This window comes from Streptomyces sp. NA04227 (assembly GCF_013364195.1).
Classification (GTDB): Bacteria; Actinomycetota; Actinomycetes; order Streptomycetales; family Streptomycetaceae; genus Streptomyces.
The window spans coordinates 1,698,051-1,722,611 of record NZ_CP054918.1; the positions used below are offsets into that span (position 1 = coordinate 1,698,051).

The 24,561-nt window shown below is 68.5% G+C and carries 20 protein-coding genes; 7 read left to right on the plus strand and 13 right to left on the minus strand.

All coding sequences use genetic code 11. From position 1 onward, the window contains the following. Positions 1–35 precede the first annotated feature (35 nt). The 4 genes from HUT18_RS07050 to HUT18_RS07065 all read left to right on the plus strand — a co-directional run bounded on the left by HUT18_RS07050 (position 36) and on the right by HUT18_RS07065 (position 4,022). Positions 36–689, plus strand: a complete 654-nt coding sequence (locus HUT18_RS07050; protein ID WP_176098787.1) for a hypothetical protein — start codon at positions 36–38, stop codon at positions 687–689. Between the two features lie 63 nt (positions 690–752). Next, complete coding sequence (locus tag HUT18_RS07055) at positions 753–1,346, plus strand: hypothetical protein (protein ID WP_176098789.1); 594 nt, start codon at positions 753–755, stop codon at positions 1,344–1,346. Continuing rightward, positions 1,343–2,701, plus strand: a complete 1,359-nt coding sequence (locus HUT18_RS07060; RefSeq protein ID WP_176098790.1) for a Dyp-type peroxidase — start codon at positions 1,343–1,345, stop codon at positions 2,699–2,701. The genes HUT18_RS07055 and HUT18_RS07060 overlap by 4 nt, the downstream gene beginning before the upstream one ends. Before the next feature lie 19 nt (positions 2,702–2,720). After that, complete coding sequence (locus tag HUT18_RS07065) at positions 2,721–4,022, plus strand: cytochrome P450 (RefSeq protein ID WP_176098792.1); 1,302 nt, start codon at positions 2,721–2,723, stop codon at positions 4,020–4,022. A gap of 46 nt (positions 4,023–4,068) precedes the next feature. On the opposite strand, the gene HUT18_RS07070 is transcribed toward HUT18_RS07065, so the two are convergent. The 12 genes from HUT18_RS07070 to HUT18_RS07120 form a co-directional block, all read right to left on the minus strand. Continuing rightward, positions 4,069–5,580: a DUF6177 family protein gene (locus tag HUT18_RS07070; protein WP_176098794.1), complete on the minus strand. Its 1,512-nt coding sequence runs from the start codon at positions 5,578–5,580 to the stop codon at positions 4,069–4,071. After that, positions 5,577–9,605, minus strand: a complete 4,029-nt coding sequence (eccCb, locus tag HUT18_RS07075; protein WP_176098796.1) for a type VII secretion protein EccCb — start codon at positions 9,603–9,605, stop codon at positions 5,577–5,579. Before eccCb ends, HUT18_RS07070 begins: the two co-directional genes overlap by 4 nt. Then, positions 9,602–10,852 carry a MinD/ParA family protein gene (locus tag HUT18_RS07080; protein ID WP_176098798.1) on the minus strand — a complete coding sequence of 417 codons (1,251 nt, stop codon included), beginning with the start codon at positions 10,850–10,852 and terminating at the stop codon, positions 9,602–9,604. Before HUT18_RS07080 ends, eccCb begins: the two co-directional genes overlap by 4 nt. Before the next feature lie 10 nt (positions 10,853–10,862). Then, entirely contained in the window at positions 10,863–12,158 is a 1,296-nt protein-coding gene (gene eccD, locus HUT18_RS07085; RefSeq protein WP_254878460.1) for a type VII secretion integral membrane protein EccD, read from the minus strand. A 68-nt stretch (positions 12,159–12,226) separates the two neighbouring features. Then, positions 12,227–12,544 carry a hypothetical protein gene (locus HUT18_RS33590; RefSeq protein ID WP_254878461.1) on the minus strand — a complete coding sequence of 106 codons (318 nt, stop codon included), beginning with the start codon at positions 12,542–12,544 and terminating at the stop codon, positions 12,227–12,229. A 91-nt stretch (positions 12,545–12,635) separates the two neighbouring features. Beyond that, complete coding sequence (locus HUT18_RS34145; RefSeq protein WP_303246532.1) at positions 12,636–12,770, minus strand: hypothetical protein; 135 nt, start codon at positions 12,768–12,770, stop codon at positions 12,636–12,638. A gap of 220 nt (positions 12,771–12,990) precedes the next feature. Next, positions 12,991–13,317: a toxin-antitoxin system YwqK family antitoxin gene (locus HUT18_RS07095; protein WP_176098802.1), complete on the minus strand. Its 327-nt coding sequence runs from the start codon at positions 13,315–13,317 to the stop codon at positions 12,991–12,993. Positions 13,318–13,403: 86 nt separating this feature from the next. Then, a complete protein-coding gene (locus tag HUT18_RS07100) occupies positions 13,404–13,745 on the minus strand; it encodes a hypothetical protein (protein ID WP_176098804.1) in 342 nt (113 codons plus the stop codon). After that, complete coding sequence (locus HUT18_RS07105; RefSeq protein WP_176098805.1) at positions 13,745–15,988, minus strand: EndoU domain-containing protein; 2,244 nt, start codon at positions 15,986–15,988, stop codon at positions 13,745–13,747. Before HUT18_RS07105 ends, HUT18_RS07100 begins: the two co-directional genes overlap by 1 nt. Continuing rightward, positions 15,985–16,389 (minus strand): DUF6507 family protein, encoded by a 405-nt coding sequence (locus HUT18_RS07110; RefSeq protein WP_303246533.1) that lies wholly within the window; start codon positions 16,387–16,389, stop codon positions 15,985–15,987. The genes HUT18_RS07105 and HUT18_RS07110 overlap by 4 nt, the downstream gene beginning before the upstream one ends. An 82-nt stretch (positions 16,390–16,471) precedes the next feature. Next, complete coding sequence (locus HUT18_RS07115) at positions 16,472–16,783, minus strand: pore-forming ESAT-6 family protein (protein ID WP_176098808.1); 312 nt, start codon at positions 16,781–16,783, stop codon at positions 16,472–16,474. A gap of 29 nt (positions 16,784–16,812) precedes the next feature. Beyond that, positions 16,813–17,142, minus strand: a complete 330-nt coding sequence (locus tag HUT18_RS07120; protein WP_176098810.1) for a hypothetical protein — start codon at positions 17,140–17,142, stop codon at positions 16,813–16,815. Between the two features lie 217 nt (positions 17,143–17,359). Between HUT18_RS07120 and HUT18_RS07125 the strand changes: the two genes are divergently transcribed. Next, positions 17,360–17,899 carry a hypothetical protein gene (locus HUT18_RS07125; protein ID WP_176098812.1) on the plus strand — a complete coding sequence of 180 codons (540 nt, stop codon included), beginning with the start codon at positions 17,360–17,362 and terminating at the stop codon, positions 17,897–17,899. 441 nt (positions 17,900–18,340) lie between these two features. Here the strand turns inward: HUT18_RS07125 and HUT18_RS07130 are convergent, their stop codons facing one another. Further along, entirely contained in the window at positions 18,341–20,053 is a 1,713-nt protein-coding gene (locus HUT18_RS07130) for a TIGR04141 family sporadically distributed protein (RefSeq protein ID WP_176098814.1), read from the minus strand. Positions 20,054–20,243: 190 nt separating this feature from the next. Here HUT18_RS07130 and HUT18_RS07135 point away from each other — a divergent pair, with 190 nt between their 5' ends. Both HUT18_RS07135 and HUT18_RS07140 read left to right on the plus strand, forming a co-directional pair. Next, positions 20,244–22,388 carry an N-6 DNA methylase gene (locus HUT18_RS07135; protein WP_176098816.1) on the plus strand — a complete coding sequence of 715 codons (2,145 nt, stop codon included), beginning with the start codon at positions 20,244–20,246 and terminating at the stop codon, positions 22,386–22,388. 80 nt (positions 22,389–22,468) lie between these two features. After that, complete coding sequence (locus HUT18_RS07140) at positions 22,469–24,535, plus strand: class I SAM-dependent DNA methyltransferase (protein WP_176098818.1); 2,067 nt, start codon at positions 22,469–22,471, stop codon at positions 24,533–24,535. Positions 24,536–24,561: the final 26 nt, after the last annotated feature.

The window sequence follows — 24,561 nt, forward strand, 5'->3', positions numbered from 1 at the left end:
GTCACCGGCGTAGCAGAGCCGGGAGGCGGGCCGACATGAGTGGTGCCACGGTGCCCGGCGGGCCCGCCGCCGAACGGCCGGTCCCGGGGGTCCTTGTCGCGGAGCCCGAAGACGACCTCGACGCCGTACGGGCCGCGGACGGCAGAGCGACCGCGATCACCGCGCTGACACCGATCAAGCTGGGCCGCACGCCACTGCTGCGGCTGCTGCTCGTCATCGGCGCCCGCGTCAAGATGCTGCGGGAAGCGCTCGAAACGCTGTCGTTCATCCACTACGCGCGCTGGACCATCATCAAGGAGTTCCCCTACAACGGCGCCCCTCAGCGCAAGGAGAAACTCCGCTACGACTATCTGTTCTTCGAAACGAACTTCAACGGCACCTGGGACGAGTACATCGACGCCTTCTCCGGAGTGATTCCGGAGCGTATGCAGGCGATCTGGGGATTCTGCGTCAACTTCCCCGGTCCCCGGCCGGTCGGGCCGTTCAAGGAGTACATCCACAAGAACGACCTGCCCATCGCCCACTATTACGCCGCCTATCCCGAGGCGACGACCACGACGGTGATCTCCGCACTCGCGGTACAGGACAAGCTGGCCGACTTCCAGGCCCGCACCGTGCAGTTGACGGACCCCGAGCAGTTCCGCCGGGCGTACGAGGAGTTCCTCACCGATGTGCAACACCACCTGTAGGGGCGGCCCCGCCCGCGCCCGAAGGGCCAGGCGCTGTCCGCGGCCGAGCAGTGGGGAGAGGCCATGACGAACACGAACGGTCAGGCGTACGCCTTCATGGCGACGACGCCGATCCTGCCCGGTCGCACCGCGGCACTGCAGGACTACCTCGACGGCCTTCCCGGCGGCGAGGACAGCCCGCTGGCCCGAATGGGGACGACCCATTTCGCCCGCTGGATCGTGCTCCGGGACCTGGTGCACCAGGGGCCACCGCAGCGCCGGGACACCCTCCAGTCCTCGTACCTGGTCTTCGTGAGCAATTTCGACGGCTCGCTCGACCGGTACCTGACCGAGTTGCTCGCCCGGATGGGGGCCGAAGCGGACGCCATCTGGGGAAATTGTGTGGGTTACCCGGGTACCGACGATGTCAGTGCGTTCATCGCGTACCTGAAACACAACCAGATCGAAACGACCGCCTTCCTCCCCGCCTATCCGCACGCCACCGTCGCGAAGGTCAGAGAAGCGCTCGAACTTCGCCGGCAAATGGCGGAATTCGCGGTGGGCGCGCAGGGGAAGGACCCCGCCGCCCTGCGGCAGGCGTTCTTCACACGCTTCCCCGCACCGGCACATGTCCGGGCACCCTCGGGGCCGTCACCGACCACGCCGGAGTCAGCATGAAGGCAACCGCCACCGCAACCGTCCGGCTGGACCTCGACGGCATTCAGGGCCTCGTCCTGCGTGGCTACCGGATGCCGGTCGCCGAGTACGTGTTCGTCCACTTCGGGGACGCCTCGGCGGCGCGCGCATGGTGCGGGCGTCTCGCGGGGCAGGTCACGACCGCCTCCCCCTGGCAGGCGAAGCCGGACACCGCCCTGAACGTGGCGTTCAGCGCCGCCGGACTGCGCGCCCTGGAACTGCCCGAACGGCTCCTCGGCACCTTCCCGGAGGCGTTCCTCGAGGGGATGGCGGCCAGGGCGGCGCAACTCGGCGACGACGGCGCCAGTGCCCCCGAGAACTGGGGCGACGGCCTGGGAACGGACCGGGTGCACGCGCTGCTCCTGCTGTCCGCGCTGGAACCGGCGCAGCTGACGGCCGACTCCGCACGGCTGGACGCCGAACTCGCCGAGGCCGGTGCGACCGTGGTGTCCCGGCAGTCCGCGGCCGCGCTGCCCGGCGGAGTCGAGCACTTCGGCTACTTCGACGGTCTGTCCCAGCCGGACGTCGAGGGCCTGGAGGTCAAACCGCGCACCGAGCAGGGCGCGATGGCGGGACGGGGCCAGTGGCGCCCGGTGCGGGCGGGCGAGTTCGTACTGGGATATCCCGACGAGGAGGGTGTCCTGCCCGCCGCCCCGGCCATGGACGAGCTGGCCCGCAACGGCAGTTACCTCGTCTACCGCAAGCTCCGGCAGGACGTGGCCACGTTTCGCGCTCTGCTGACGGAGGCTGCCCGGTGGTGCGCCGACGACGAGGAACTGCTCGCGGCGAAACTGGTCGGCCGATGGCGTGACGGCACACCACTGGACACCAGTCCCGAGCGCGCCGATCCGGCACTGGCCGCCGACCCCCACCGCAACAACGCCTTCACCTTCGCCGAGGATCCGCGCGGCTACCGCTGCCCGGTCGGCGCGCACATCCGCCGCGCGAACCCGCGTGCGTCGCTGCCCTTCGACGGCAAGCTCGTCAACCGTCACCGTATGGTCCGCCGCGGCCTGCCCTACGGACCGCCGCTGCCGCCCGGGGCGCCCGACGACGGCGTGGACCGCGGTCTCGTCTTCACCTCTCTTCAGGCCGATCTGGAGCGACAGTTCGAGTTCGTCCAGGCGGAGTGGCTCAACGACGGCAACGCCTTCGGGCTGGGCGACGACAAGGACGTCCTGCTCGGCAGCCACAACGGAGGGGGCAAGATGACGGTCAACGGTGCCCCGCCGTTCTTCGTCCACCCACTGGCCCGCACGGTCACGGTAAGTGGTGGTGAGTACTTCTTCCTGCCCGGCGTCAACGGGCTGCGGTACCTGGCCGAATTCGCCAACTGACCATCCGTGAGGGCACCCCATGCCAGTCAAATCGCTTCTGGACGAGTTCAAGCGGATCACCCAGGACGTGGGCGAGGACGCGCACCGCTTCACCGAGCAGGTCAGCCTCCTGTTCCAGGACCTGCTCGTGGCCCATCCGCAGAAGGCGTTCCAGGTACTGCGCACGGTCAAGCCGGTGCTGGTCTACCGCGACGCGGCGATCGTCACCCGCTTCGACGACGTCGTCGAAGTGCTCACCCACGACCGCCAGTTCACCGTCGACGTCTACGGACCGCCGATGCGGAAGATCTCCGGCGACTTCGTCCTGGGCCTGAACCAGGGGCCCGCCTACGAGCGGGCCAGCTCGCTGCTACGGCTCGCCTTCCCGCAGTCGGACGCGCCGCGCATCGCGGAGCTGGCTACGACGATCGCCGACCGGCTGGTGGCCGAAGCCCTGCCGAACGGACAGGTCGACGTCGTCAAGGACATCTGCGACCGCGTCCCCGCCGCTCTCGTGGCCCAAGTCCTCGGCGTACCGGGGCCGGACGAGCCCACGCTGATCGAGTGGGCACGGGTGCTGTTCGCCGAGATGTTCGTGAACCTCACCCACGACGGCATCATCGCGGAGCAGGCGGCAGCGGCCACCGCCGCGATCCAGCCGCACGTCGACGCCCTGGTCGCCGAGCGCAAGGCCGCGCTGGCGTCCGGCGGCCCCGCCCGCGACACCGTGCTCGACCGGCTCCTACGGCAGCAGTTCGCGGACGGACACGGCTCGACCGCCTTCTCGGACGCCGAGATCCGCAGCAACCTGATCGGCCTCCTGGTCGGCATGATCCCGACCCTCTCGAAGGCATCCGCCCTCGCGATCGACGAGTTGCTCCGCAGACCGGAGGAGTGGGCCGCGGCCCGCTCGGCGGCCCGAGCGGGTGACGACACCCTCTTCTCTCGCTACGTCGACGAGGCCATGCGCCTCGCGCCCCAGACAGCGGGCGTGATCCGACGCACCGTCACGGACTACCGCATCGCACGCGGAACCCACCACGAAACCCTGGTACCCGCCGGCACCTACGTCTTCGCCGCCACCCAGTCCGCGATGCTCGACGGCTCGGTAATCAAGGACCCCACGGACTTCCGCCTCGACCGGCCCACCTCGGACTACCTCCACTACGGCGCGGGCCTGCACACGTGCTTCGGCCGGTACGTCAACAGGCTGGTGATTCCCGCCATCGTCAAGGCGGTGCTGTCCATCGAGGGGGTTCAGCGGCAGCGGGGCGGGGCGGGGGAGCTGAGCATTGATGGGAACTTTCCTACTTCTATGGTTTTGACGTTTCCAGCGGGGTGATCGGGGCGTTCGCTTCGCTGGTCGGCTTCGCGGCCGCCGACGCGCCTCAAGAGACGTGCGCCTGCCCAAGATGCGCCGTGAGCTGTTCCAGTGCGGTCCACGCGTTGGCGTCGCGTCCCTCGCCCAGCCGGTAGTGCAGCGCGGGAGCTGTCGCGGGGCCGAGCTGGACTGAGCGCAGAGGCAGAGGGGGACGCCGGGCGTGGGTCAGGCCGATGTTGCGTACGTCGGTGGCGCCCAGGGTGAAGGAGACCGGGGCCGGTGGGGGCTCGAAGTGTGGGGGCACCGCCAGGTCCCGGCGCGCTGTGCGGACGCTGGCGAGCATGGCCGTGAGACCGTGCTCGGCGACCAGTGTTCGGGCGAGGGCTTCGATGGCGTCCAGTGGCAGCGTCTCGTCGGTGCTCCAGCCGACGGTGAGCGTGACGTCTTCGGCGACGCCGCCCCGCGTACGGCTGACGCGTTCGACGGCGAGCGCCGGGCGGTCCGGGGCACCCACGGCGAGGAATTGTGTGGGCTGGGGTGCGCGTCCTCGGGCGAGATCTGTCAACTGGCGCTTGGACCATGGTGAGTTGACGGGCTCCGCGGTGCCCCATCCGAGGGGCGGTGTGCCGGTGAGCGCGTTCCATGCCTCTTCGAGCGCTCCGCCGAGTTCGAGTGCGGCGGATGCCTCGTGCAGTACCCGGAAGGAGAGTACGAGTTGCTGTCCCTGCCCGGATGCCTCGGAGGGTTCGCCGAAGGCTTTCGCGACGGGGGTGGGGCCGCCGTTCTCGCTCCCTTGCGGCCTGGGGGTGAAAGTGCCGTCGTGCCAGTGCAGTTGGGCGCCCGAGAGGCCGTCGTAGTAGCCGCTTTCGGGGTCCTGGACAACCCAGCGGTTGGGTGCGCCGGTCAGGGCGGTGCGCAGGGGCAGGCTCAGGCGGGCGTGTGAGGGGGTGACGATGTGCAGGGCGCGGCCCGAGTCGGCGGTGGCCCGGAGGACTTCGGAGAGCCACGCGGTCAGGGGGACCACCGGCCGGTCCGCCAGGACAACGGCGGTCGACGGGGTGAGGACGTCGACAGCGGGCAGGGCCTCCTCACGCGTCCCTTCGGAGGTCTGCTCTCGTGTCCTGTCGGAGGTTTGCTCGGGTGCCTCGTCTTCGGCGAGTGGGTCGTGGCCGCCCTCTGCTTCGGTGCCTTCCTCACCCGGGATCCGTACGACTCCGAGCGCCGCCGTCCCCGGGGGCCAGGCCGTGCCGCCCAGCAGGGCGACGAGGCGGGCACAGAGAGAACCCGCGAGCTGTTCCGCACCGGCCACGGCCGTCGTCGCGCGGGCTTCCGTCCACCAGAACGGGCCTTGAGGGAGCGGCAGTTCACTGCCGAGCAGGCGCTCGGCCTCCCCCGGAACCTGGACGAGGACGGGAGCTTCGACGCTTACGAGTGGCCGACCGTCCCGGCTGCGGAGCTGGATGATCGCGTCCTCGTGAACGCTGCCGAGAGCGAGGTCGGGGCCACCGGCGTAGAGGCCCGCGATCAGTGTGCGGGCGTCGGGCATCTTCGGGGTGAGGGCGATGACGTCCTTGGTCACGACTGTCCGGCGCCTTCCGCTGTGTCCGGTCCAATTGATGTGTCGGGGGTGCCGACGAGGGCGGTCTGTATGAGCTGGTGGCGTCGGCCACGACGGACCAGGGTGCCGCGACCCGTTGGTTGCGCGGAGGCGTACAGGCCGGGGAAGATCTGCCCCTCGGTTCGGTCACCGGTCATCAGCAGAGCCGTGGTGCCGGTTTCCCTGAGGGTGGTCAACAGCGGCTCGTACAGGGCGCGGGAGGAACCGGCGACTCTGCGGGCGATCACGAAGTGCAGGCCGATGTCCTGCGCCGAGGAGACATAGGGCAGGAACGCGTTCAAGGGTTGCTGGCCCGCTGTGGTGAGGATGTCGTAGTCGTCGACGAGGATGACGATGCGCGGCCCGGTGAAGGCCGGTTCGGTGGTGAGTTCGTCCGGGTCGGCGGTCTCGGGCAGGCGTTTTTCCAACTCGCCCGCGATTCCGGTGGCGAGGGCCCCGGCGAGTTTCGCGTTGTGCGCGTACCCGCCCCGGTAGGGCTCGGGAATCACTCCGCGCAGTCCCCGGCGCGGATCGAAGACACCAAAGACCAGTTCCTTGTCGGAGTAGCGCTCGACCAACTGCGTGGCGATGAGCCCCAGCAGGTTGGTCTTGCCGCACTCGTTGTCGCCGAGGATGAGCAAGTGCTGGTCCTGCTCGAACAGATCGAGGAGTACGGGGGACAGGGAGTCCTGGTCGACGCCGAGGGGGACTCTCGTCGGCTCGGCCGCCGGGGAGGGCAGCCGGGTCGCGGGCATCCTGGTGGGCAACACCCTTACCGGGGCAGCGAGTTCACCGGGCCAGGTCGCCCGTACGGTGTCCGCGGCCTGTTCCAGCGCGGCCCCGAGGTCCGCCGCCGACGGCTGTCCGTCGAGGCGGGGCAGGGCCACCTGGGCGAACAGCTTCTGGTCGGTGAGGACGCGGCCGGGGGTCTCCGCGCTGATGGTCTCGGAGAGTTTGCGGTCGATGCTGGAATCACTCGGGTCGTTCAGCCGCAGCTCGATCCGGCTGCCGAACATCGACTGGACGGCGATACGGACATCGTTCCACCGCAGCATGCCCGCGACGACGTGGATTCCGTAGCCGCCGCCGCGTTTGAGCAGGTCGGCGACGGGTTCGTCGAGGTCTGTGAACTCCTCGCGCAGCGCACCGAAGCCGTCGACGAGCAGCACGATGTCGGTCGAGCCGAGTTCGGTCAGCTCGCCTTGGCGGCGTCGTCGCCTGAGCTGTTCCACGGAGTCGATCCCGTGCTCGCGGAACAGTTCCTCGCGTCGCTCCAGCATGGCACGGACCTCGGCTACCGTGCGGGCAGCCCGCTCCCGGTCGGCTCGGCCCGCGACACCGCCGACGTGTGGCAGCCCGGAGATGGCGGAGAGCCCGCCGCCCACCAAGTCGAGGCCGTAGAGGGCGACTTCGGCCGGGGTGTGGGTGAGCGCCAGGGAGAGGGCGAGGGTGCGCAGCAAGGTCGTCTTGCCCGACTGCGGGCCGCCGATTACGGCGGTGTGCCCACCGGCTACGTTCAGGTCCAGGAGCCACTGCCCCTGCCATTGCCTGGCCGGATCGTCGAGCACTCCGAGCGGGACCTGGAGCGCGCTCGACTGCCGCGCGAGGTGCAGTCCACGCTCGGACACCGCCACCGGCCCCGCCGCCGCGTCGAGAGCGATCGCCTCCGGCACCGGCGGGAGCCAGATGCGCCGGGCCGGTGCCCCGGCCTCGGACAACCGGTCGACCACGACGGACATGACGGTCGGACCGGTCTCGCGCTCACGTACTCCCGGCTGCGCGGGGGCTTCCGCCTGTGCCGGGTCGTCGCCCGTGCTGCTGCGGTACGCCGGATAGGGCCACGCCCGGGGCTCGTTCCGCCCCGTTTCCCGTAGCGCGGGGCCTCGGTAGGCGCCGGAGACATAACCGGCTTTGAAGCGCTCGTAGGTCGAGGTGTCGACCTTGAGGTAGCCGAAGCCGGGCAGCGGCGGCAGGTTGAAGGCGTCGACCGTGTCCAGCACGGTGCGTGACTCGTCGGCGGAGAAGGTGCGCAGCCCGAGCCGGTACGAGAGATAGGTCTCCAGGCCCTTGAGCTTGCCCGATTCGATGCGCTGGCTGGACAGCAGCAGGTGCACGCCGATCGAGCGGCCGATCCGGCCGATCGACAGGAACAGGTCGATGAAGTCGGGCTTGGCGGTGAGCAGTTCACCGAACTCGTCGATGACGACGAACAGGTGCGGCAGCGGGTCGAGCTCCGGCCGCTTGGTGCGCAGCGCCGCGTAGTGGCCGATGTCGGCGACGTTGCCCGCGTCCTTGAGGACCTGCTGTCGGCGCTTGACCTCTCCGGCCAGGCTGGTGTGGACCCGTTCCACCAGATCGGCCTGGTTCTCCAGGTTGGTGATCACACCTGCGACATGCGGCAGGGTGGTGAAGGGGGCGAAGGTCGCGCCGCCCTTGTAGTCGACCAGGACCATGGCCAGGTCCTCGGGAGAGTGGGTGGCCACGAGAGCGAGGACAAGGGTGCGCAGGAGTTCGCTCTTGCCGGACCCGGTCGCCCCCACGCACAGGCCGTGCGGCCCCATGCCCAGCTCGGAGGACTCCTTCAGGTCGAGCAGCACCGCCTCGTGCCGGTCGTTCAGGCCGATCGGTACGCGCAGGAAGTCCCGCTCCGTGCGGGGCGCCCACAGCTCTTCGACACGAACCTGTGCCGGGTCGTCGATGCCGAGCAGTGCGGGAAAGTCCACCGGCCCCGAGACCGGGGCGCCTTCGGCCGCCGATTCGGCCGACAGCCGCAGCGGTGCCAGAATCCGGGCCAGTCCTTCGGCCCCCGCCGGACTGAGGGTGTCCAGGGTCCCGTGCACGGCCACAGCGTTCGCATCCCGCAGGTCCTGGACCGTGACGCGGTTCTCGTCGACGGTGATACGGACACTGACATGATCCGGCTCCTGTACCTGTTCGCTCAGCAGGTGCAGGACGGTCACGCCCATGTCGGACAGGCCAACGGCACTGTCCGGACGGGGAAGTTCGACCGCGTTGCCGCCGTACTCGTCGCTGACCACGAGCAGCCGGTCGGTCAGCTTCAGCGCGTCTCTGCCGGACAGGCCGCGCCGCACCTCGGCGGCGTACGAGGCACGGCGCCGCAGTTCCGCGCCGAACCGCCGGGCCAGGTCGGGCAGCCCGGTGGCGATCCGCCGGGCCGGGACGGGCCCGTCCTGCTCCTGCGCGTCCAGGACATGGGGCAGCCACTTCACCCATTCCCACGCCGATAGTTCGTCGCCCGGAACGCCCAGGGCGATCGCGACATCGTCGGGTGCGTGGGTGACGGCGGTCTGTACGAGCAGCGTCCGCGCCACCTGGAGTACGCCGTCGCGATCCCCGATGATGCTGACGTTTCCGGCCCGGTCCAACGGGGCCGTCAGCGGGAAATCGGAGGTCACGGCGAACCGGCCCTGCAGCGCACGTGCCTCGTTGAGCATGAACGGGTCCGGCGGCGTCAGCACTCCCCCGCCACTGTGCTGCCCGATCTCCAGCGTCTGCACGGGTACGTCGCCGGTGCCGAGGCGGACGCACAGGAAGTCCGGGTCCGTACGCCGCCGTTCCCACAGCCGTGCGGGATCACGCGCGAGGTCGTACAGCGCCTGGGGCGCCGGGCTCAGCTCGCGGGCCGCCGCGCGGCGCTCGCGTTCGGCGGCACCGAGGTCCTCACGCAGCTCCTCCAGGTACTCCAGATACCGCTCACGCTGCGTACGACGGGTGCGTTGGGCCTTGCCCCGCTGGGACAGGAACAGGCCCACTCCGCCGAGGAGCGCCACGACCAGGACCACCGCGCCCAGCCCCGCGAACTGGCTGGAGCGGATCACGGTCATCATCACGACCGAGCCCATGATCCCCGCCATCGGCAGCAGCGCCGTGGCCGCGGTGCCCAGTTTGCCCTCGGGGAGGTTGGGCGGCGGTTCGACAGTCCTGGGCTCGGCCGGGGCAAGCGGCCGAGTGGCACGGGCCGGCCGGTGGATCAGATGCTGGGTCATCGCACCCGTACCGCCCGTTCCATCGCTTCGGCAGCCAGACGCGTGGCCGCCTGCCGGGTGGACTGGGCTAGGCGGGCGGTATGGATCGGTCCTCCTGCGGCGAGGTGACGGTCGTAGGGCACGGGCACCACCGTGGTCCCGGCCTCCCGGAGATGGGCGGTGGCAGCCTTCAAGTCGAGTGCGAGATCAGGTGAGTTGGCGGTCAGCGCCACGACCGTCGTGGCGAGCGCCGAGTGCGGGAGCTGCGCCAGCCAGTCGAGGACCACGCGGGTACCCCCGACCCCTTCCGCGGTCATCGGTGCCACGACCACCCGCGCGTGCGCGGTGTCCATCGCGGTACGCGCCACCTCGCCCGGCAGGCACTCGCAGTCCACCACCGTGACCGCGAAGTAGCGGCGCAGGGCCAGCGTCACCGTGCGGTAGATCCGCATGTCGAGCATCCCGCCGACCCGCCCCCGGCTCGCGGGGAGCAGCCAGCCGCCGTCGGCCACCGGTACGAGGTAGCCGGTGATGTCGGTGAGGTTCATCTCGGGACTGAGGATCTGCGCCAGGTCGGCGCACGACCAGCGCACCGACTCCGCGCCCATCCGCACAGGAAGCGTGCCGAGGGCGGTGTCCGCCTCCAGGGTGAGCACGGGATCGTGACGGTAGTGGTTGAACGTACGGCCGAGCAGGGCGGAAACCGTCGTCTTGCCCACCCCGCCCCGGATGGAGGTGACGGCGATGACCCGCCCGGTGGTCACCGGCCGCTGCAACTCCTGCGCCAGCCGGGTCTCTTCGGCGACGTCCCGGGCGGCGGAGGAAGTGAGCTTGCGCAGGGAGGTCGCAGTGCGGCGGGCGACGGTGTCTCCGCGTCCCGGCTTGCCGAGGGCGACGGCGAGGCGGGGGTCGAGGGTGGGGACGGACTCGGGGGCGGGGCCCGCCGGGAGACGCGGGGCCGAGGACGGCTTTGCCCGTCCGCCGGCAGGGGGCTGGGGGTGCGGAGCGGGGGCCTGTACGGGCTGGCCTGCCGGGGCGACCGGAGCAGCCGGGGCGGCCGGGGCCTTCAAGCGGGGGTCCGCGGGCATCGTCGGCTGTCGGGGGTCGACCGGGGCTTGCGGCAGCTGCGGGGATCCGTTCGGTTGCGGCTGCTGATGCTGTTGCTGTCCGGTGGACGACTGCGGCTGGGCTGCTTCCGGCCCGGTACGCCCGGTACCGCTGTGTCTCAGCTGCCGCAACACGTCCTGCTGCCAGTCGCCCTGGGTCATTCCGGCGCCCTCACGCGAAGGTGTCGAGCAGCCGGCCGTACACGCCGAACGCCCCGATCACCAGCGGAAACAGGGCGATGGCGCCCACCGACTCGAGAACGTCACCGAGTCGCCGCAGCCGTACGCGCACATGCTCGGCAGGCCGGACCGCCTGCACGACGAGCAAGAGGGCGGCAAACGCCACCAGGGCAGCCAGGGGGCCGGCGGCACCCGTGTGGTCCAGCCAGACCCAGACCAACCGGACAGCCACGACGGCCGCAGCCACGAGAGCCGCCACAACCTCGACGGTCAGCGGAAAGGCCCGGGCACGCAGGGCGAGAACCAGAGTCGCGCCGATCGCGAGCAAGACAGTCCACACCGACACCGACCGCAACACGAGAACACCGGCAACGGCCGCCGAGGCAGAAACAACAACCGTGGCGAGCACCAGCCCACGGTGGGTGGCCGCGAGTGCCACGGTGACTTGATACCGGCTCACCGACACCCCGGCCGAACGCTTGTCATCCAGCCCCGACAGACCGGAAGCCATCAGCGCCAGCCGTGGCAGCACGCCGAGCACCACCACCGACAACACGGCCAACAACGCCCCCGCACGGGCGGCGTCCTCCGCGGCCCGGCCGCCCGACTGCACGGCCAGGGCGACTTCCCAGGCACCGGCAGTCGCGCCCAGTGCGGCAGCACCGACCAGTCCCCCACGCCCGAACGGCGTGAAGACTCCGAGCAGCACCAGAGCGAAGGTGACAGCACCGGCCACAGCGGCGAGCTGTACAGCACCCGGCCAGTCGTACGCGTCACCGAGCGTCCAGGCCCCCAACACACCAACAACGGTGGCAGAGGCAATCAGGGTGGCGGCGAGACCGTGACGCCGCGCACGCCCCAACAGCGCCCCGGCAAGCGCCTGCAGGACCGCGACAGCAACAAGCACGCCCCCAACGGCAAGGTCACCGAACTCCTCGCGGGCCAGCACCCCGGCAACGCCCGCCCATACGACTGCGGCGACTCCTGCCACGGCCTGCCCGGTCTCGGGCCCCCACCGCCACGCCCGTACGTCAAGGTCGCCCGCGGTCTCGTCCGTGACATCGTGAACAACGGGAGCAGAGGGAGCGTCCTCGACTCGCACCAGCCGCAGTACCGCGCCGTCGGCCACACCGGCCGACTCCAGCGTGCCGTCCTCGGCGAGCACCGAACCGTCGGCCCGCACCAGATGCCTCAACTGCGGCCGCGCGGACACTTCGTCGTCCAGCAACCACAAAACCTCGGGCAGCAGCAGACCGATCGGTTCCCGCGACGGAAGTACGAGATCCACCCGCCGCCGCTCACCGACCAAAGTGACCCGGCTGAGCGCCGTGCGGCTCGCTGTTCCTCCCCCAGATATCACCGTTCGAACCTATCACCGGGAGCCTTTGGAACGGACACGGAGGGTGACGAATCCACCGGAGAAGGCGGCGCCGAACTCGACTTCGAGGACCCGAACGGACCTTGCCCCGCAAGCCTGTTGGAGATGAACGACCACCCCACACACCCCGCACACAACACAGCCGCGATCACAATCCCGGCGAACACCTTCCCCAACCGCTCATCCACCGACCGCCGTTGCCGCTGCCCCCCGAACAACAACGCATCCCGCAAACGACGACGACGGACCGACACCGACTCGAGGAGTTGGCTGTCGTAGTCCTGGGCTGCGGCCATGGGGGCGGTTGCTCACTTTCGTTGGTTTGTCGGGTCACTGCTCCCCGGGACCCCCGGGCCCCGGAAGGGTTTCGGAACCTATACCGCAGTGTCATTCTTCCGGCGGAGCTGGCTGCTCCTCCCGCCCCTCAAAGAGATAGGCGTTCATATCTTCCAGGTAGGCATAGAGCGAATCATCGTCCGGAAACTCAATTTCAGTCAGACGCTCATACTCGCCGAGCGTCATACTGCACTCACGCAGAACTTCAGCGAACCCTTCACGAACTCCTGCGACAAATGACTCACTGAATCCGAGCAATGTGGGACGCAGAGAGTCGCCAGCGTCGTATACCCGCTCAAAATGGAGATACGTACCGACGAATGTGGCTAGCTCCCTGTTCATCCTCAACCGCCCCGTCGGTCACGAGCACCGAAGATGGGGCCGTTCCGACTCGCCCACCCGAATCTCACCTTTGGCCCGCATGCCATTCTTTTGTTAGCTCTCCGCTCTCGTCCCACTCGAAGATCGTGAGCTGGTGCAGGCCGTCCTCACTCATGATCGTTCGAGCAGCCAACACCCCATTGTGATGCCACTTCCTGAACTCTCCGACAGGAAATCCGTCGCGCATGACGCCCTCGGACCTCAAAACCCCATCGACGTACCACTGTCGAATCGGGCCATCCTCAACGCCTTCCTTGTAGGTGTTGAGGCTGACCACGGCACCTCGTTGGAGCTCTACCGCTTCGCCGGTGAACGGAACGCCTTGGTAGAACAGTTGCTCACTTTCATCCATTTCCGCTTCAGGGTCGTCGATATCGATTCGTACAGCGTCTCCTGATCGGGTCCGCCACCCATCGCGAACTTCGGGCAGCGATGCCGTCAGCGACCTTCCTCTCCCCGTAGATACTCTCGAAGGTCAGTCACTGCAGCGAGGAAGTCCTCCTCCTTGAGCGATACGGTCTCAAATTGCTCATAGAATGACTTAATGGTGACTTGCCCCTTGTCGAGAGTGGCGAGCGTCGCATTAAATCCCAGCCCTTCAGGGCCATCAGCTTGCCCGACCGAGCGCCACTCGGAGATGAGCACTTCGATTCCGCCTGTACCCAAGGCGTCATCCAGGTAGTCGGAGACAGCGAGCACCACCGAGGACTCCATCTCAGGATTCTCCGCAATGAGGAAGTCATCCTCGTCGTAATGAAAAGACCAGATCGCACGCGACATCAAGCACCACCCTTCCTGGGGAAAAAGGTAGCCAATCCCTTGGAGTCGACCAGCCCTACAATATCCAATCCCTTATGGGGGATCTTCACCTTCCCTTTCTTGGGTGTCTGCCCTTCAAGTAGTTTTCCTACCTCTACAAGGTCACGAACGGTCCAATCCGCGGGGAAAAACGTGTGCCACATGGAATTCTTGACCACCCAGTTTCCGTTCAGGTCACGCATCGCAACTCTGGAGAACCTGACACCGTTCGCCTGCACCTGCAGAGTTCCGGGAAGGATGCTTCGATCCGGGAAGTTCTCGTCGTACACATGCCAGCCCTGCGCCGCACCATCCTTCACTTCGCCAAACAGTACGTGATTCAGAGTCTCCTTTGGAATTCCGTACCGAGCCTCAAGGGTCTCCGCCACGACTTCGCGCGCTTCGATGGGAACTTCTGAAAGTGGACGCTCGCCACTCAGGAGATCATCTACGAATTCAGGCGCAAGCGGCGTGTTCGCTCCGGGCAAGGGGTCCGGAGGGAGGGCCGAAGTACCGTCCCCTCGATCTGCAGTCCCCCGCCCCCCATCACTTGAGCCTTGGAACTCGCCACCGCGCACATGCGCTTCACTACTTGACGCACCACCCCCGTTGCTGTGAGCCCCCGAACCTCCCTGGCCTGGCACAGCGTTGTCGCCTGTGTCGTGGCTCGCCATCGGGCCACGCACACTCTCTGCGGACGTTGAACCAACACCGTCCCGCCCAACAGAATCAGGACGAGTGACACTCGGCCATTCGCCGATTGTGCGTCCTGCGCTCCTGATGCCCTCGTCCCCTGCCCGAGCCCCTGTCAGGGCGGGTTCGCGTAGCAAATCCGTCTGCGTCGGTGTCTCCGAGTGAGCCGCTGCCCGCTCCGCCGCCGAAGGCTCGCGCCGGATCTCGTCAAGGTGTTGCAGGATCTTGCCGCTCTCGTCGACCAGCGGACCGCCCCGAACCATGTACGCGATCTCGCCCGAAGCCGTCCGATAGGGGATGGCATTGGGGTCCATCTCCGCCACTCGGCTGGGAAGTGGGACGGCCGCCTCGTCCGCCTGAAGGCGTCCGAGATCCGACAGAGCGTCAAAGGTCGTCCCGCCAGTGCCCAGAGTCTTGAGTCGTCCGAACAGGTCACCGACCTTGGCCCCGGTGTACGCCCCCGCCTTGACGACGTACGTGACGGGATCCACAGCCCGGGCGACCCTGCTCGCAGCCGCAACCGCCTTGGCCGCAGCCCCGCTCTTCGTGGCGACCCCCGCGCCACCCGTCGCCACCGTCGTGAGCACATTGAACGTGACCGCTCCCGCCGCCCTGGACGGGTTCTTGCTCCACTGGTCGTAGGCGATCAGCGCTTTGCCCGTCTCCTTCAGCGCCGTACGCGTTTCCTGTATACCGGGCGGGAGCTTGTCGGCCGGGGCCAGCCAGTACGCACCCGCCGCCGGGGACAGCGTCAGCGCAAGGCCGTTGCCGAGCTTGGCCAGCCCGAGCCACGCCTGGCCCGCGGTGCCCCAGCCGTCCTTGCCGAACAGCGTGCCCAGGCCCTTGACCGTGCCGACGACGCCGTCGATGACGAAGCCGTCCCACACATAGCTCTTGGCCTGGTGCCCGACCCATGCGAGACCGGTGTACTCGCGCTCGACCGGCACACCCCACGGCGTTTCGCCGGCCTTGTCGAGCAGCCCTTCCTCGAAGCCGTACGTGCCACAACTGGTCGTACCGTCCTGGCTGGGCTTGACCTGGATACCGCCGACCAGCGCCGTGATCTTGTTGTGGCAGGCCGCCTCCGCGGCCTCGAACGCCTCCACCGTGGCATTCACGTCATGCCACAGGTCGTTGTTCAGGTCGACCTTGTCCTTGTCCTCGCGCCAGTCCTCATCCGTGTCGACGTCGTTCGCGACGAACAGCGCGGCCTGGGTCTTCAACGCCCGAAGCTTCTTCGCCAGCGGCGCCACCTCGTCGCCGTACGTCCTCAGCGCGGAAGCCACCTGCCCCAGCTGGTCGGCAAACGCGTCCGTCTTTGTCTCCACGGGCTTGGTGGTGGCGAACAACTGCTCCGCCTCCGGCGCCTCGTAGCACGCCGACAGGCCCTGGAAGCGCTGGTGCACCTGCGCACCCTGGTGCCGGAACAGGGTCGCGAAACCGGTCAGCGCCAGCACATCCGACGTCAACTCCTCGACGTCCCCGGTGAACTGAGGAATCGCGTCGGGAACGATCAGCTTCGCGTCACTCATCGCCCACCACCCCCCTGTCCTCCCTGCCCTCCGTGAACGCCGGGCAGGTCGATCTCCGGCACCTTCAGCGCTTCTTCCTGCGCCTTGGCGGCCATGGTCAGATTGCCCCGGTGGTACTCGGTGGTCGCCAGTGCCGCGCCCTTCAACGACGCTTCGGTGCGCTCGGCGACGTAGGCCAGGTTCTTCTGCCACTGCCGGACGAACACACCAAGCGCGGATCCCACCAGACCGGGAGTGCCGGGCTTCAACTCACCACCGGCGATCGCCGTCCCCGCGTGCTTCGCCGCTTCCGGGAAGGTCTTCTGCAACTGCGTACCGACCTTGCCAAGGCCCTCGGCAGCCTCCCCCGACTTCTGCAGCACCCCTCGCACGCCGGCAGGGTCGATGTCCCACGACGTCACTGAATACCCCCTCCTCGCCCCAGTGTTCCCGCGCCCGCTTCCCCCTCGCGGCGGCGCCCCCGCACCGCCGCGGCCGACGCGGTCAGCCGATGTTGTGGACCGCCGCGCGCGCCTTGGCGAGCGTCGACTGCGCCGTCGAGTCGTTGTTCTCCAAGGTGCTGCGGACCAGGCGGATGATCTCGCGCACCTCGTTCGCGGCCTTGTTCCAGCGGATTTCCTTGCCGTGGTACTCGTCCGAGACCCCGTCCGCCTGGTAGTCGGCCATGGCCGCTTTCACGGCACGGTCGCGGTCCGCGAGCACCTGCTCCAGCCGACCGATGATCACGCCCAGGCTGCCCTGGACATCACCGGAGGCCCCGGTGTCGTACGAGAGCCTGTCCTGTGTCCCTGCCATCGCGAAGAATCCCCTCCCGTAGTTCTCGATCAGCCCGAGAAACGTGCGCCGTCGAAGTTCGCGGCACCCATGTTCTGGTGGGCGTTGTCGCCCTGCTCCTGGTCACCCGTCCCGAACGCCACGTCCATGCCGGACTGACCGCCCAGGATCGAGGACAACGAGCCGTTCAGCGCGCCGGTGATCTCGTCCGCCCGCAGCTTGAACGAGTCGAAGGCCACCTTGCCCGTACCGTTGAACTTCCCCTCGAGCGGCTCCGCCGCCGCGATCAACTGCTGGATCAACGTCCCCAGGTCGTCAGTGGAACCCAGCGTGCTCTTGCCGAGATCGGACAACGTCGTCGATCCCATGTCGAACTTCATACGCCCACCCCGTGCCGGTCGGTCGCACGCGCAACTCACCACGCATGCGGATCACTTGAGCACCGAGCGTATCTAACGGCACCGACAACAAGCGACGACAAAAGTCACTCGTAGGGGATCTTGAGACAACTCACTCGTGCTACTCACGAGGCACGAGGGGAAGCCGCGCGGCTGCCTCGTTCGCCTCCACGACACCCCGATCGACCAGGAGGGACGCTTGAGCACCGACCCGGATCGAGGAGAACCCAGACACGATCTGAGCACGTGGACGATCGATCAGCTGCGCACATACATCCATGACGCCTGCGGTCAGCAGCTTGAGACAGCCCGCATCGCGGCGCAGGCACGCGCCTACGACCCCACCCACACCCAGGAAGTCCGCCGCCGATGGGCGAAACTGTCGTTGCTCGCGAGCCGGCACATGCGCACCGACAGCACAGGAGGTCACGCCCGGGTCTGCCAGCAGGACTTCATGCTCCGGATGTGGGTGATCGACCAGTTGGGCCCCGATGACACGGACCTCGACTGGCGCCCCGACGCGCTGGCGTCCGACACACTGGCGGCACTCACGTGCACGCCAGCTCAGGCCGCCGCTCTCGCCGATCGATGGCGTGACCTGGCCATAGAGCAGATCCGCGAGCTGCGGTGGCACAAGAACCTGACGGCCCATGTGGACAGACTGGTCGGCTACCTGGCACCTGGCCCCATCCGCGACGAGCTTCTGGTTTGGACGGCGACCCGTCAGCGTCTTCCTTGACCGGCTCCGCCTATCGGGCTCTGAGCAGAGAAATGGCAGACGAGTGGGCTGTATGCCGGGCAGTGCCATCGCCGTGCTATGACCTTTGCAGACGCGGAGGGAGTGCACTGTCTGTGGCTACCTTGATGGCTACGTCATCTCGCCCTGCAGCGGTCCGGACGGCATCTTCGTTGCTATCTCGGTCAGACGGTCTACCCGATGCGCTCGAAACACCCGGGTCCGACTCCATGCGGCTACCTTCGCATTCTGCGGGCGAACATGACGGTGGTCGCGAAGGCTGCGAGCCCAAACAACTGCAGGGCGGAACAGCGCCTCAGCAGGCGCATGGACACGAAGTGGTTCCCCCCAGAGCACGAGTGACTCGTGAGGGTGGGGGCGTGTTTCCGGTAGGGGGTACCCCATCCGTCCGCAATTCGGCACGGGTGACCTTAAATGGGCCCGCTACGCGGCCAGGTGACGGATTCCCGCCCGGCCCGGAGGCACCGCCATGGCCTGGATCCCGATGACCTCGACGGCGATGCCCCACGTCTCAAGCATCTTGGCTGTCTGCACGAGGGTGACCTGGGAGAACGGGAACAGCGTGTCGGCGGCGAGGTCGGTTCCGCTCTTCAGCAGGATCGCGAAGACGACCTTCGACGGCCGGAATCCCTCCGGCAGGGGCCGGCCGTGCCGGGCCGCGGCCACCTTCCGGGCGAACACGTCCGCGGCCTCCGGCGAGTGCAGCAGGGTCTGTACGGCGACCAGGGCCTGCCCGAACAGATGGCTCAGCGCATCGGACCCCTTGGCCCGCTTCACCATGACCAGGACGTCGTCCGGGCTCAGCAGGTCACAGATCTCCACGCCGTTGCCCCGGTGCAGGGCCGTCCGGACATTGTCACGGTCGAAGCAGACGTACCCGAGCCGCAGGTCGGGCACCGACTGGTTGTACGTCCGCTCCGTGTCCCCGAGCACCCAGGCCGGAAGGTCGACCGAGGGCGTGCGGGCGATGAGCCGCTCGACCTGCGAGCGAATCGCCTCCAGGTACGCCTCGCCGATCTCGTACCACTGCCCGTCCAGCAGGAAGAACCGGCGGGCGCCGAGGGCCACTTCCGCTTCGATCCAGCGCAGCACGTGTGACGTCCGGATCACGTCGTCCTTCGCTGCCCGGGTGTGCGAGTAGAGGGTGACCGTGCCGTCCCGGAGCGCGGCGAAGCGCGTTCCGGGCCTCTGCACGCGGGCCCGGTCGAGGACGTACTCCAGGCTGAAGTCGTCCGTGAGGTACGCCTCCGCGCTGTGCACCTTGGTGGCGAACGCCTGGGCGGCGGTGTAGTCGTCCCAGTGGTCGGACGGGACGGCGACCGCGATGCGCCCGTCCGGCTGCTCGCCGAGCATGCCGTCGAGCCGCGCCTCCAGCCGCGTGACGAGGTCGTCGTCCTTGACCGGGACGATGTGCTCGACGAATTCCAGTGCCGGGCTCGGGGCCTCCTCCCTGAGGACACGGGCGATGGCCCGGATGTCCGCGACCAGGTCCGCCGCGTCGACGCCGAGCCGCATCCGCAACCCGGTACCGCCCTCGACGCCGGAGACCTTCGTACGGTTGTCCTGACCGATCGTGAGCCGCATCCCGTCCAGTCGGCCGCCCAGCCGGCGCACGATCTGCGCGTGCTCCTGGATGCCCAGACTCCAGACCGGAGTGCCGCCGGGGACGAGGGTGATGTCCGTCCGTCCGCCGCCCGGCGTATGGGAGACAAGGTCGCGGATCTGGGCGGGGTCCACCCTGCGGATCACGAAGCTCAGTCCGAACCGCCGATCCTTGACGCGATCGGGCACCAGGCGGAATCCCTGGTCGTAGCCGATGGCGTACACCTCACCGTCGACCGCGAGCATCAGCAACCCGGCCGACCGGTTCACCGGACGCGACACCTCGCACCCGGTGGTACGGGCGATCTCGCCGCACCAGCTCGCGACCGGCTGCTCAAAGCTGCCCGTGACGAGCAGTGCCGGAACCCCCAGCTGCTCTCCCGGGAAGTGCAGTTCCGCGTCGACGGCTTCGAGCCTCTCCGGGGCGAGCACGTCGAACATCGCGTCGACGGTAGGAGCGACACCCGTGAGTCGGTACAGGGTGCGCTTGGAGGTGCTGGATGCGTAGGAAGTGCCGGAGGTCCGGGTCGCCATGGCGCCGCTCCGTCCAAGGAGTTGAGGGCAGGGGGATGCCTCGGAGCCCCGAGAGAACCGGGAAGCCGAGTGAAAGCACATCCAGTAGAGCGGCAACTGAAAGCACTGTCAAACACTTCAACTCCGTGGGACACCGGTATAGAGTGGGGCCCGTCCAGCCCACCCGCCCCTATGTCACCGGCAGGAGCCCATGAAACAGCAGGCCAGTGCCCTCGTGACCGCCGCCGATGTCTCCCGGCTGGCCGGGGTCACCCGCGCCACGGTGAGCAACTGGCGCCGTCGGCATCCGGACTTTCCCGCCCCGGCCGGAGGCACGGACAGCAGCCCCACCTACGACCTCGACGCCGTGCGTGCCTGGCTCTCCGCCCGTGGCCAACTCCCCGACGACACACCGGCGGACGAACTGCGCACCGCACTGCGCGGCCGCTCCGGCGACGGAGGACGGGAACTGGCCCTCCACTTGCTCCCCGCGGTCCTCGGGGCCGCCCGGCTGGACCGAAGAGAGCGCGAAGCCCTTCCCGGACTGCCTGACGACGCGCTGCTGCGATGGGTCCGGGCGGCTGCGGGCGAGAGATCCCAGGACATTCCCGGAATCGACAGCCCCATATACCCCGTATACAGCGACGACATGGCCGGGCCGCTGAGGGCCCTGGTGCGATGCGTCGTCGTGGCGGGCGCCGAGGCCACGACGGATGTCCTGGCCGAACGCCTGCTTGAGGACGCCCGGGGCTCCGGAACCTACCCCACGCCGCGCCCCTTGGCCGCCCTCATGGCCCGGCTGCTGGCCGACAGCGCGGGCGTCTTCCCCTCGAGCGTTCTCGACCCCGCGTGCGGCACCGGATCGCTGCTCGCGGCGGCGGCATCCGCGGGCGCGACCGCACTGCACGGCCAGGATGTACTGCTCGCCCAGGCCGCCCAGGCCGCCGCGCGGCTCCGGCTGAGCACTCCCGAGGCGGTGATCTCCGTACGTACCGGGGACAGCCTGCGCTCCGACGCCTTCCCGGGCCTCACCGCCGACGCCGTGCTGTGCAATCCGCCCTATGGTGTCCGCGACTGGGGGCACGAGGGGCTGGCGTACGACCAGCGCTGGGCCTACGGTGTGCCGCCCAAGGGCGAGCCCGAACTCGCCTGGGTCCAGCACTGTCTGGCCCATCTCGCGCCCCGCGGCCGTGCCGTGCTTCTCATGCCGCCCGCCGTCGCGGAGCGCACCGCAGGCCGGCGTATCCGTGCGCAGCTCGTACGCGACGGGGCCCTCCGCTCGGTTGTCGCGCTTCCCCAGGGCGCGGCCACCCCGCTCCACATCGGCCTGCACCTCTGGGTGCTCGAACGGCCGGATCCGCGGGCCGAAGCCCCGGGGACGGTACTGCTCGTCGATGCCGCCGCATCGTCCGGGAACCGGGATCTCGACTGGGCCGCCATCCACAACACCGTGCTCTCGGCCTGGCGGCCGTACCTCGCCGACCGGGACAGCTTCACCGCAACCCCGGGCATCGCCGGCGCGGTGCCCCTCACCGACCTCCTCGACGAGGCTGTGGACCTGACTCCGGCCCGCCACATCCCAGCCGCCTCCCGGCAAACCCTGCACCCCGCTCAGCTGGCCCGCCGGACTTCCGAGCTGTACGGCCAACTACAGCAAGCCACAAGGGACTTGACCAGCATCAGCGCCGAAGGGGACTGGCCACCGGCCGACGACCGCCCCCGCGAATGGCGCACGGCGACGCTCGCGGATCTGCTGCGCGGCGGCGCTCTCAGCCTGCTGCACACCCCGCTCGCAGGCCGCCGGACGACCCGCAGCGGCCGGGCACAGCCGCCGCCCGGACCGGTATCCGGCGGACGGCCGACGCTCACGGCTGCCGACGTCCTGAACAGTCGGCCCGCCTCCGGAACGGATACGGACCTTCCCACCGACACCGCCCTCCCCCTGATCCAGGGAGGCGATGTGCTGCTCACCGAGTTGCTCCAGGTGGGACACAGCGCAGTGACCCGGGTCGTCGAAGCGGACGAGGCGGGCTGCTTCCTCGGGCCGCAGCTGCTGCTCTTCCGCCCGGACCGGCGCCGCCTCGACTCCTGGTTCCTGGCCGGGTTCCTCTCCGCGGAGCAGAACGTCAACGCTGCGGCCACCGGTACCTCCGTCGTACGAGTGGACCCCCGGCGACTCCGCGTTCCCTTGCTCCCCCTCGCCGAACAGCAGCGCTACGGCGCCGCGTTCCGCCACCTCCACCAGCTGCGCACCGCCGCCCGCCGCGCCGACCGGGCCGCCGAGGATGTCACCCGTCTCCTCAGTACCGGACTCACCGGCGGCGCCCTGTTGCCACGGGGTCACGGATCGGCGTGAAACGTTCGGCCGTGCATCGCGAGCGGCCAGACTTGACCCCCTCCGTCCCTCGGGGACGGCGAAACTCCGGAAGGACAGCGTTGAAGAGCAGTAAGCACACGGAGCTGGCGAACCATGCATGGTCGGTCGCCGACCTCCTGCGCGGGGACTACAAACAGTCCGACTACGGCAAGGTGATCCTCCCGTTCACCGTGCTGCGGCGCCTGGAGTGCGTCCTGGCTCCGACCAAGGACAAGGTCCTGGAGACCGCCGCCAAGTACGCGAACCAGGACATGAACCCGGACCGCGTTCTGCGCCTCGCGTCCCGCCACCGCTTCTACAACACCAGCGCCTACACACTGAAGGCCATCGCGGGCGACGCCTCGCACGCAGCGAAGCACCTCATCGAGTACTACGGCGCCTTCTCCCCCAACGCCCGGGAAGTCCTGGAGCGTTACGACTTCACCCAGCAAATCAAGCGGCTGGACACAGCGAACCTGCTGTACCAGGTGGTCGGACGCTTCGCCGACCTCGACCTGCGGCCGGTGGAGCGGAACGACGACGGCAATGTCGTGCTCGGCGAGGACGGCGAGCCGGTGGAGATCGTCTCCAACCACCAAATGGGCTATGTCTTCGAGGATCTGATCCGGCGCTTCGCCGAGCAGTCCAACGAGACGGCCGGTGAGCACTTCACGCCGAGGGAAGTCATCCGGCTGATGGTCAATCTCCTCATCGCACCGGACAGCGACGCACTGGCCCTGCCGGGCACCGTCCGCACCGTCATGGACCCTGCCTGCGGAACCGGCGGCATGCTCAGCGCGGCCGACGATCACATCACGGCCCTCAACCCGGACGCCACGGTCAAGGTCTACGGGCAGGAGCTCAACCCCGAGTCCTGGGCCATCTGCCGGTCGGACATGCTGATCAAGGGCCAGGACCCGGAGAACATCAAGTACGGCAACTCCTTCAGCGACGACGGCCACCCCGGCGCCACCTTCGACTATCTGCTGGCCAACCCGCCGTTCGGTGTGGAGTGGAAGAAGGTCAAGGACGCGGTCGACGACGAACACGAACGCCTCGGTGAGAGCGGGCGGTTCGGGGCCGGTCTGCCACGTATCAACGACGGCTCGCTGCTCTTCCTCCAGCACATGATCTCGAAGATGAGGCCGGTGGACGCGTCGGGGGCGGGCGGCAGCCGGATCGCGATCGTCTTCAACGGCTCCCCGCTGTTCACAGGGGCGGCGGAGTCCGGCGAGTCCAGGATCCGTCAGTGGATCCTGGAGAACGACTGGCTGGAGGGCATCGTCGCCCTGCCCGACCAGCTCTTCTACAACACCGGTATCTCCACGTACTTCTGGGTGCTCAGCAACCGCAAGGCCAGGGACCGTCACGGCAAGGTCGTCCTGCTGGACGCCCGCGACTACTGGCGCAAGATGCGCAAGTCGCTCGGCGACAAGCGCAAGGAACTGGGCGAGCAGCACATCTCCGAGATCACCCGGCTCTACACGGAGGCGCTGGCGGTCGTCGACGCGGCGGAAAGGGACGGCGGCCACGACTTGGCCGACCGGGCCGGGAAGATCAAGGTCTTCCGCAACCAGGACTTCGGGTACCACCGGATCACCGTCGAACGGCCGTTGAAGCTCCGCTTCGAGGTGACGGAGGAGACGCTGACGGCCCTCACCGCATCCAAGCCCATCGCACGGGCCACGGACGCCAAGGCGTTCGCGGAGGCGCTGCGCCCGCTGGTCGGCAAGTCCTGGGCGACGAAGTCCGACGCCTGGCTCGACCTCAAGGACGCGGCCGTCGCGGCCGGGGTGCTGTGGCCGACGGGCGCGCCGTTCAGCAAGGCGCTACGGGAAGCGGTCGGCGTCCGGGACCCGGAGGGCGAGGTCCAGCGCATCAAGGGCGAGCCGGAACCCGATCCGGAGCTGCGCGACTACGAGAACGTGCCGCTGGAGGAGGACGTGGAGGAGTACCTGCGGCGGGAAGTCCTGCCCCACGTCCCGGACGCGTGGATCGACCACAGCAAGACGAAGGTGGGGTACGAGATTCCGTTCACGCGGCATTTCTACGTGTACAAGCCGCCGCGGCCGTTGACGGAGATCGATGCGGAGCTAAAGGCTTTGGAAGCTGAGATTCAGGAGCTGCTTAGGGAGGTGACGGAATGAGCACCGTGCGTTTGCGGCACCTCGCT

What these genes read in the sequence shown, in the direction of transcription:
- HUT18_RS07060 (WP_176098790.1), top strand. Translation starts at nt 1,343, where the DNA reads ATGAAGGCAACCGCCACCGCAACCGTCCGGCTGGACCTCGACGGCATT.
- HUT18_RS07065 (WP_176098792.1), top strand. Translation starts at nt 2,721, where the DNA reads ATGCCAGTCAAATCGCTTCTGGACGAGTTCAAGCGGATCACCCAGGAC.
- HUT18_RS07130 (WP_176098814.1), bottom strand. Translation starts at nt 20,053, where the DNA reads ATGGCGACCCGGACCTCCGGCACTTCCTACGCATCCAGCACCTCCAAG.
- HUT18_RS07055 (WP_176098789.1), top strand. Translation starts at nt 753, where the DNA reads ATGACGAACACGAACGGTCAGGCGTACGCCTTCATGGCGACGACGCCG.
- HUT18_RS33590 (WP_254878461.1), bottom strand. Translation starts at nt 12,544, where the DNA reads ATGGCCGCAGCCCAGGACTACGACAGCCAACTCCTCGAGTCGGTGTCG.
- HUT18_RS07115 (WP_176098808.1), bottom strand. Translation starts at nt 16,783, where the DNA reads ATGGCAGGGACACAGGACAGGCTCTCGTACGACACCGGGGCCTCCGGT.
- HUT18_RS07095 (WP_176098802.1), bottom strand. Translation starts at nt 13,317, where the DNA reads ATGGATGAAAGTGAGCAACTGTTCTACCAAGGCGTTCCGTTCACCGGC.
- HUT18_RS07105 (WP_176098805.1), bottom strand. Translation starts at nt 15,988, where the DNA reads ATGAGTGACGCGAAGCTGATCGTTCCCGACGCGATTCCTCAGTTCACC.
- HUT18_RS07050 (WP_176098787.1), top strand. Translation starts at nt 36, where the DNA reads ATGAGTGGTGCCACGGTGCCCGGCGGGCCCGCCGCCGAACGGCCGGTC.
- HUT18_RS07120 (WP_176098810.1), bottom strand. Translation starts at nt 17,142, where the DNA reads ATGAAGTTCGACATGGGATCGACGACGTTGTCCGATCTCGGCAAGAGC.
- HUT18_RS07080 (WP_176098798.1), bottom strand. Translation starts at nt 10,852, where the DNA reads ATGACCCAGGGCGACTGGCAGCAGGACGTGTTGCGGCAGCTGAGACAC.
- HUT18_RS07100 (WP_176098804.1), bottom strand. Translation starts at nt 13,745, where the DNA reads ATGTCGCGTGCGATCTGGTCTTTTCATTACGACGAGGATGACTTCCTC.
- HUT18_RS07135 (WP_176098816.1), top strand. Translation starts at nt 20,244, where the DNA reads ATGAAACAGCAGGCCAGTGCCCTCGTGACCGCCGCCGATGTCTCCCGG.
- eccCb (WP_176098796.1), bottom strand. Translation starts at nt 9,605, where the DNA reads ATGACCCAGCATCTGATCCACCGGCCGGCCCGTGCCACTCGGCCGCTT.
- HUT18_RS34145 (WP_303246532.1), bottom strand. Translation starts at nt 12,770, where the DNA reads ATGACGCTCGGCGAGTATGAGCGTCTGACTGAAATTGAGTTTCCGGAC.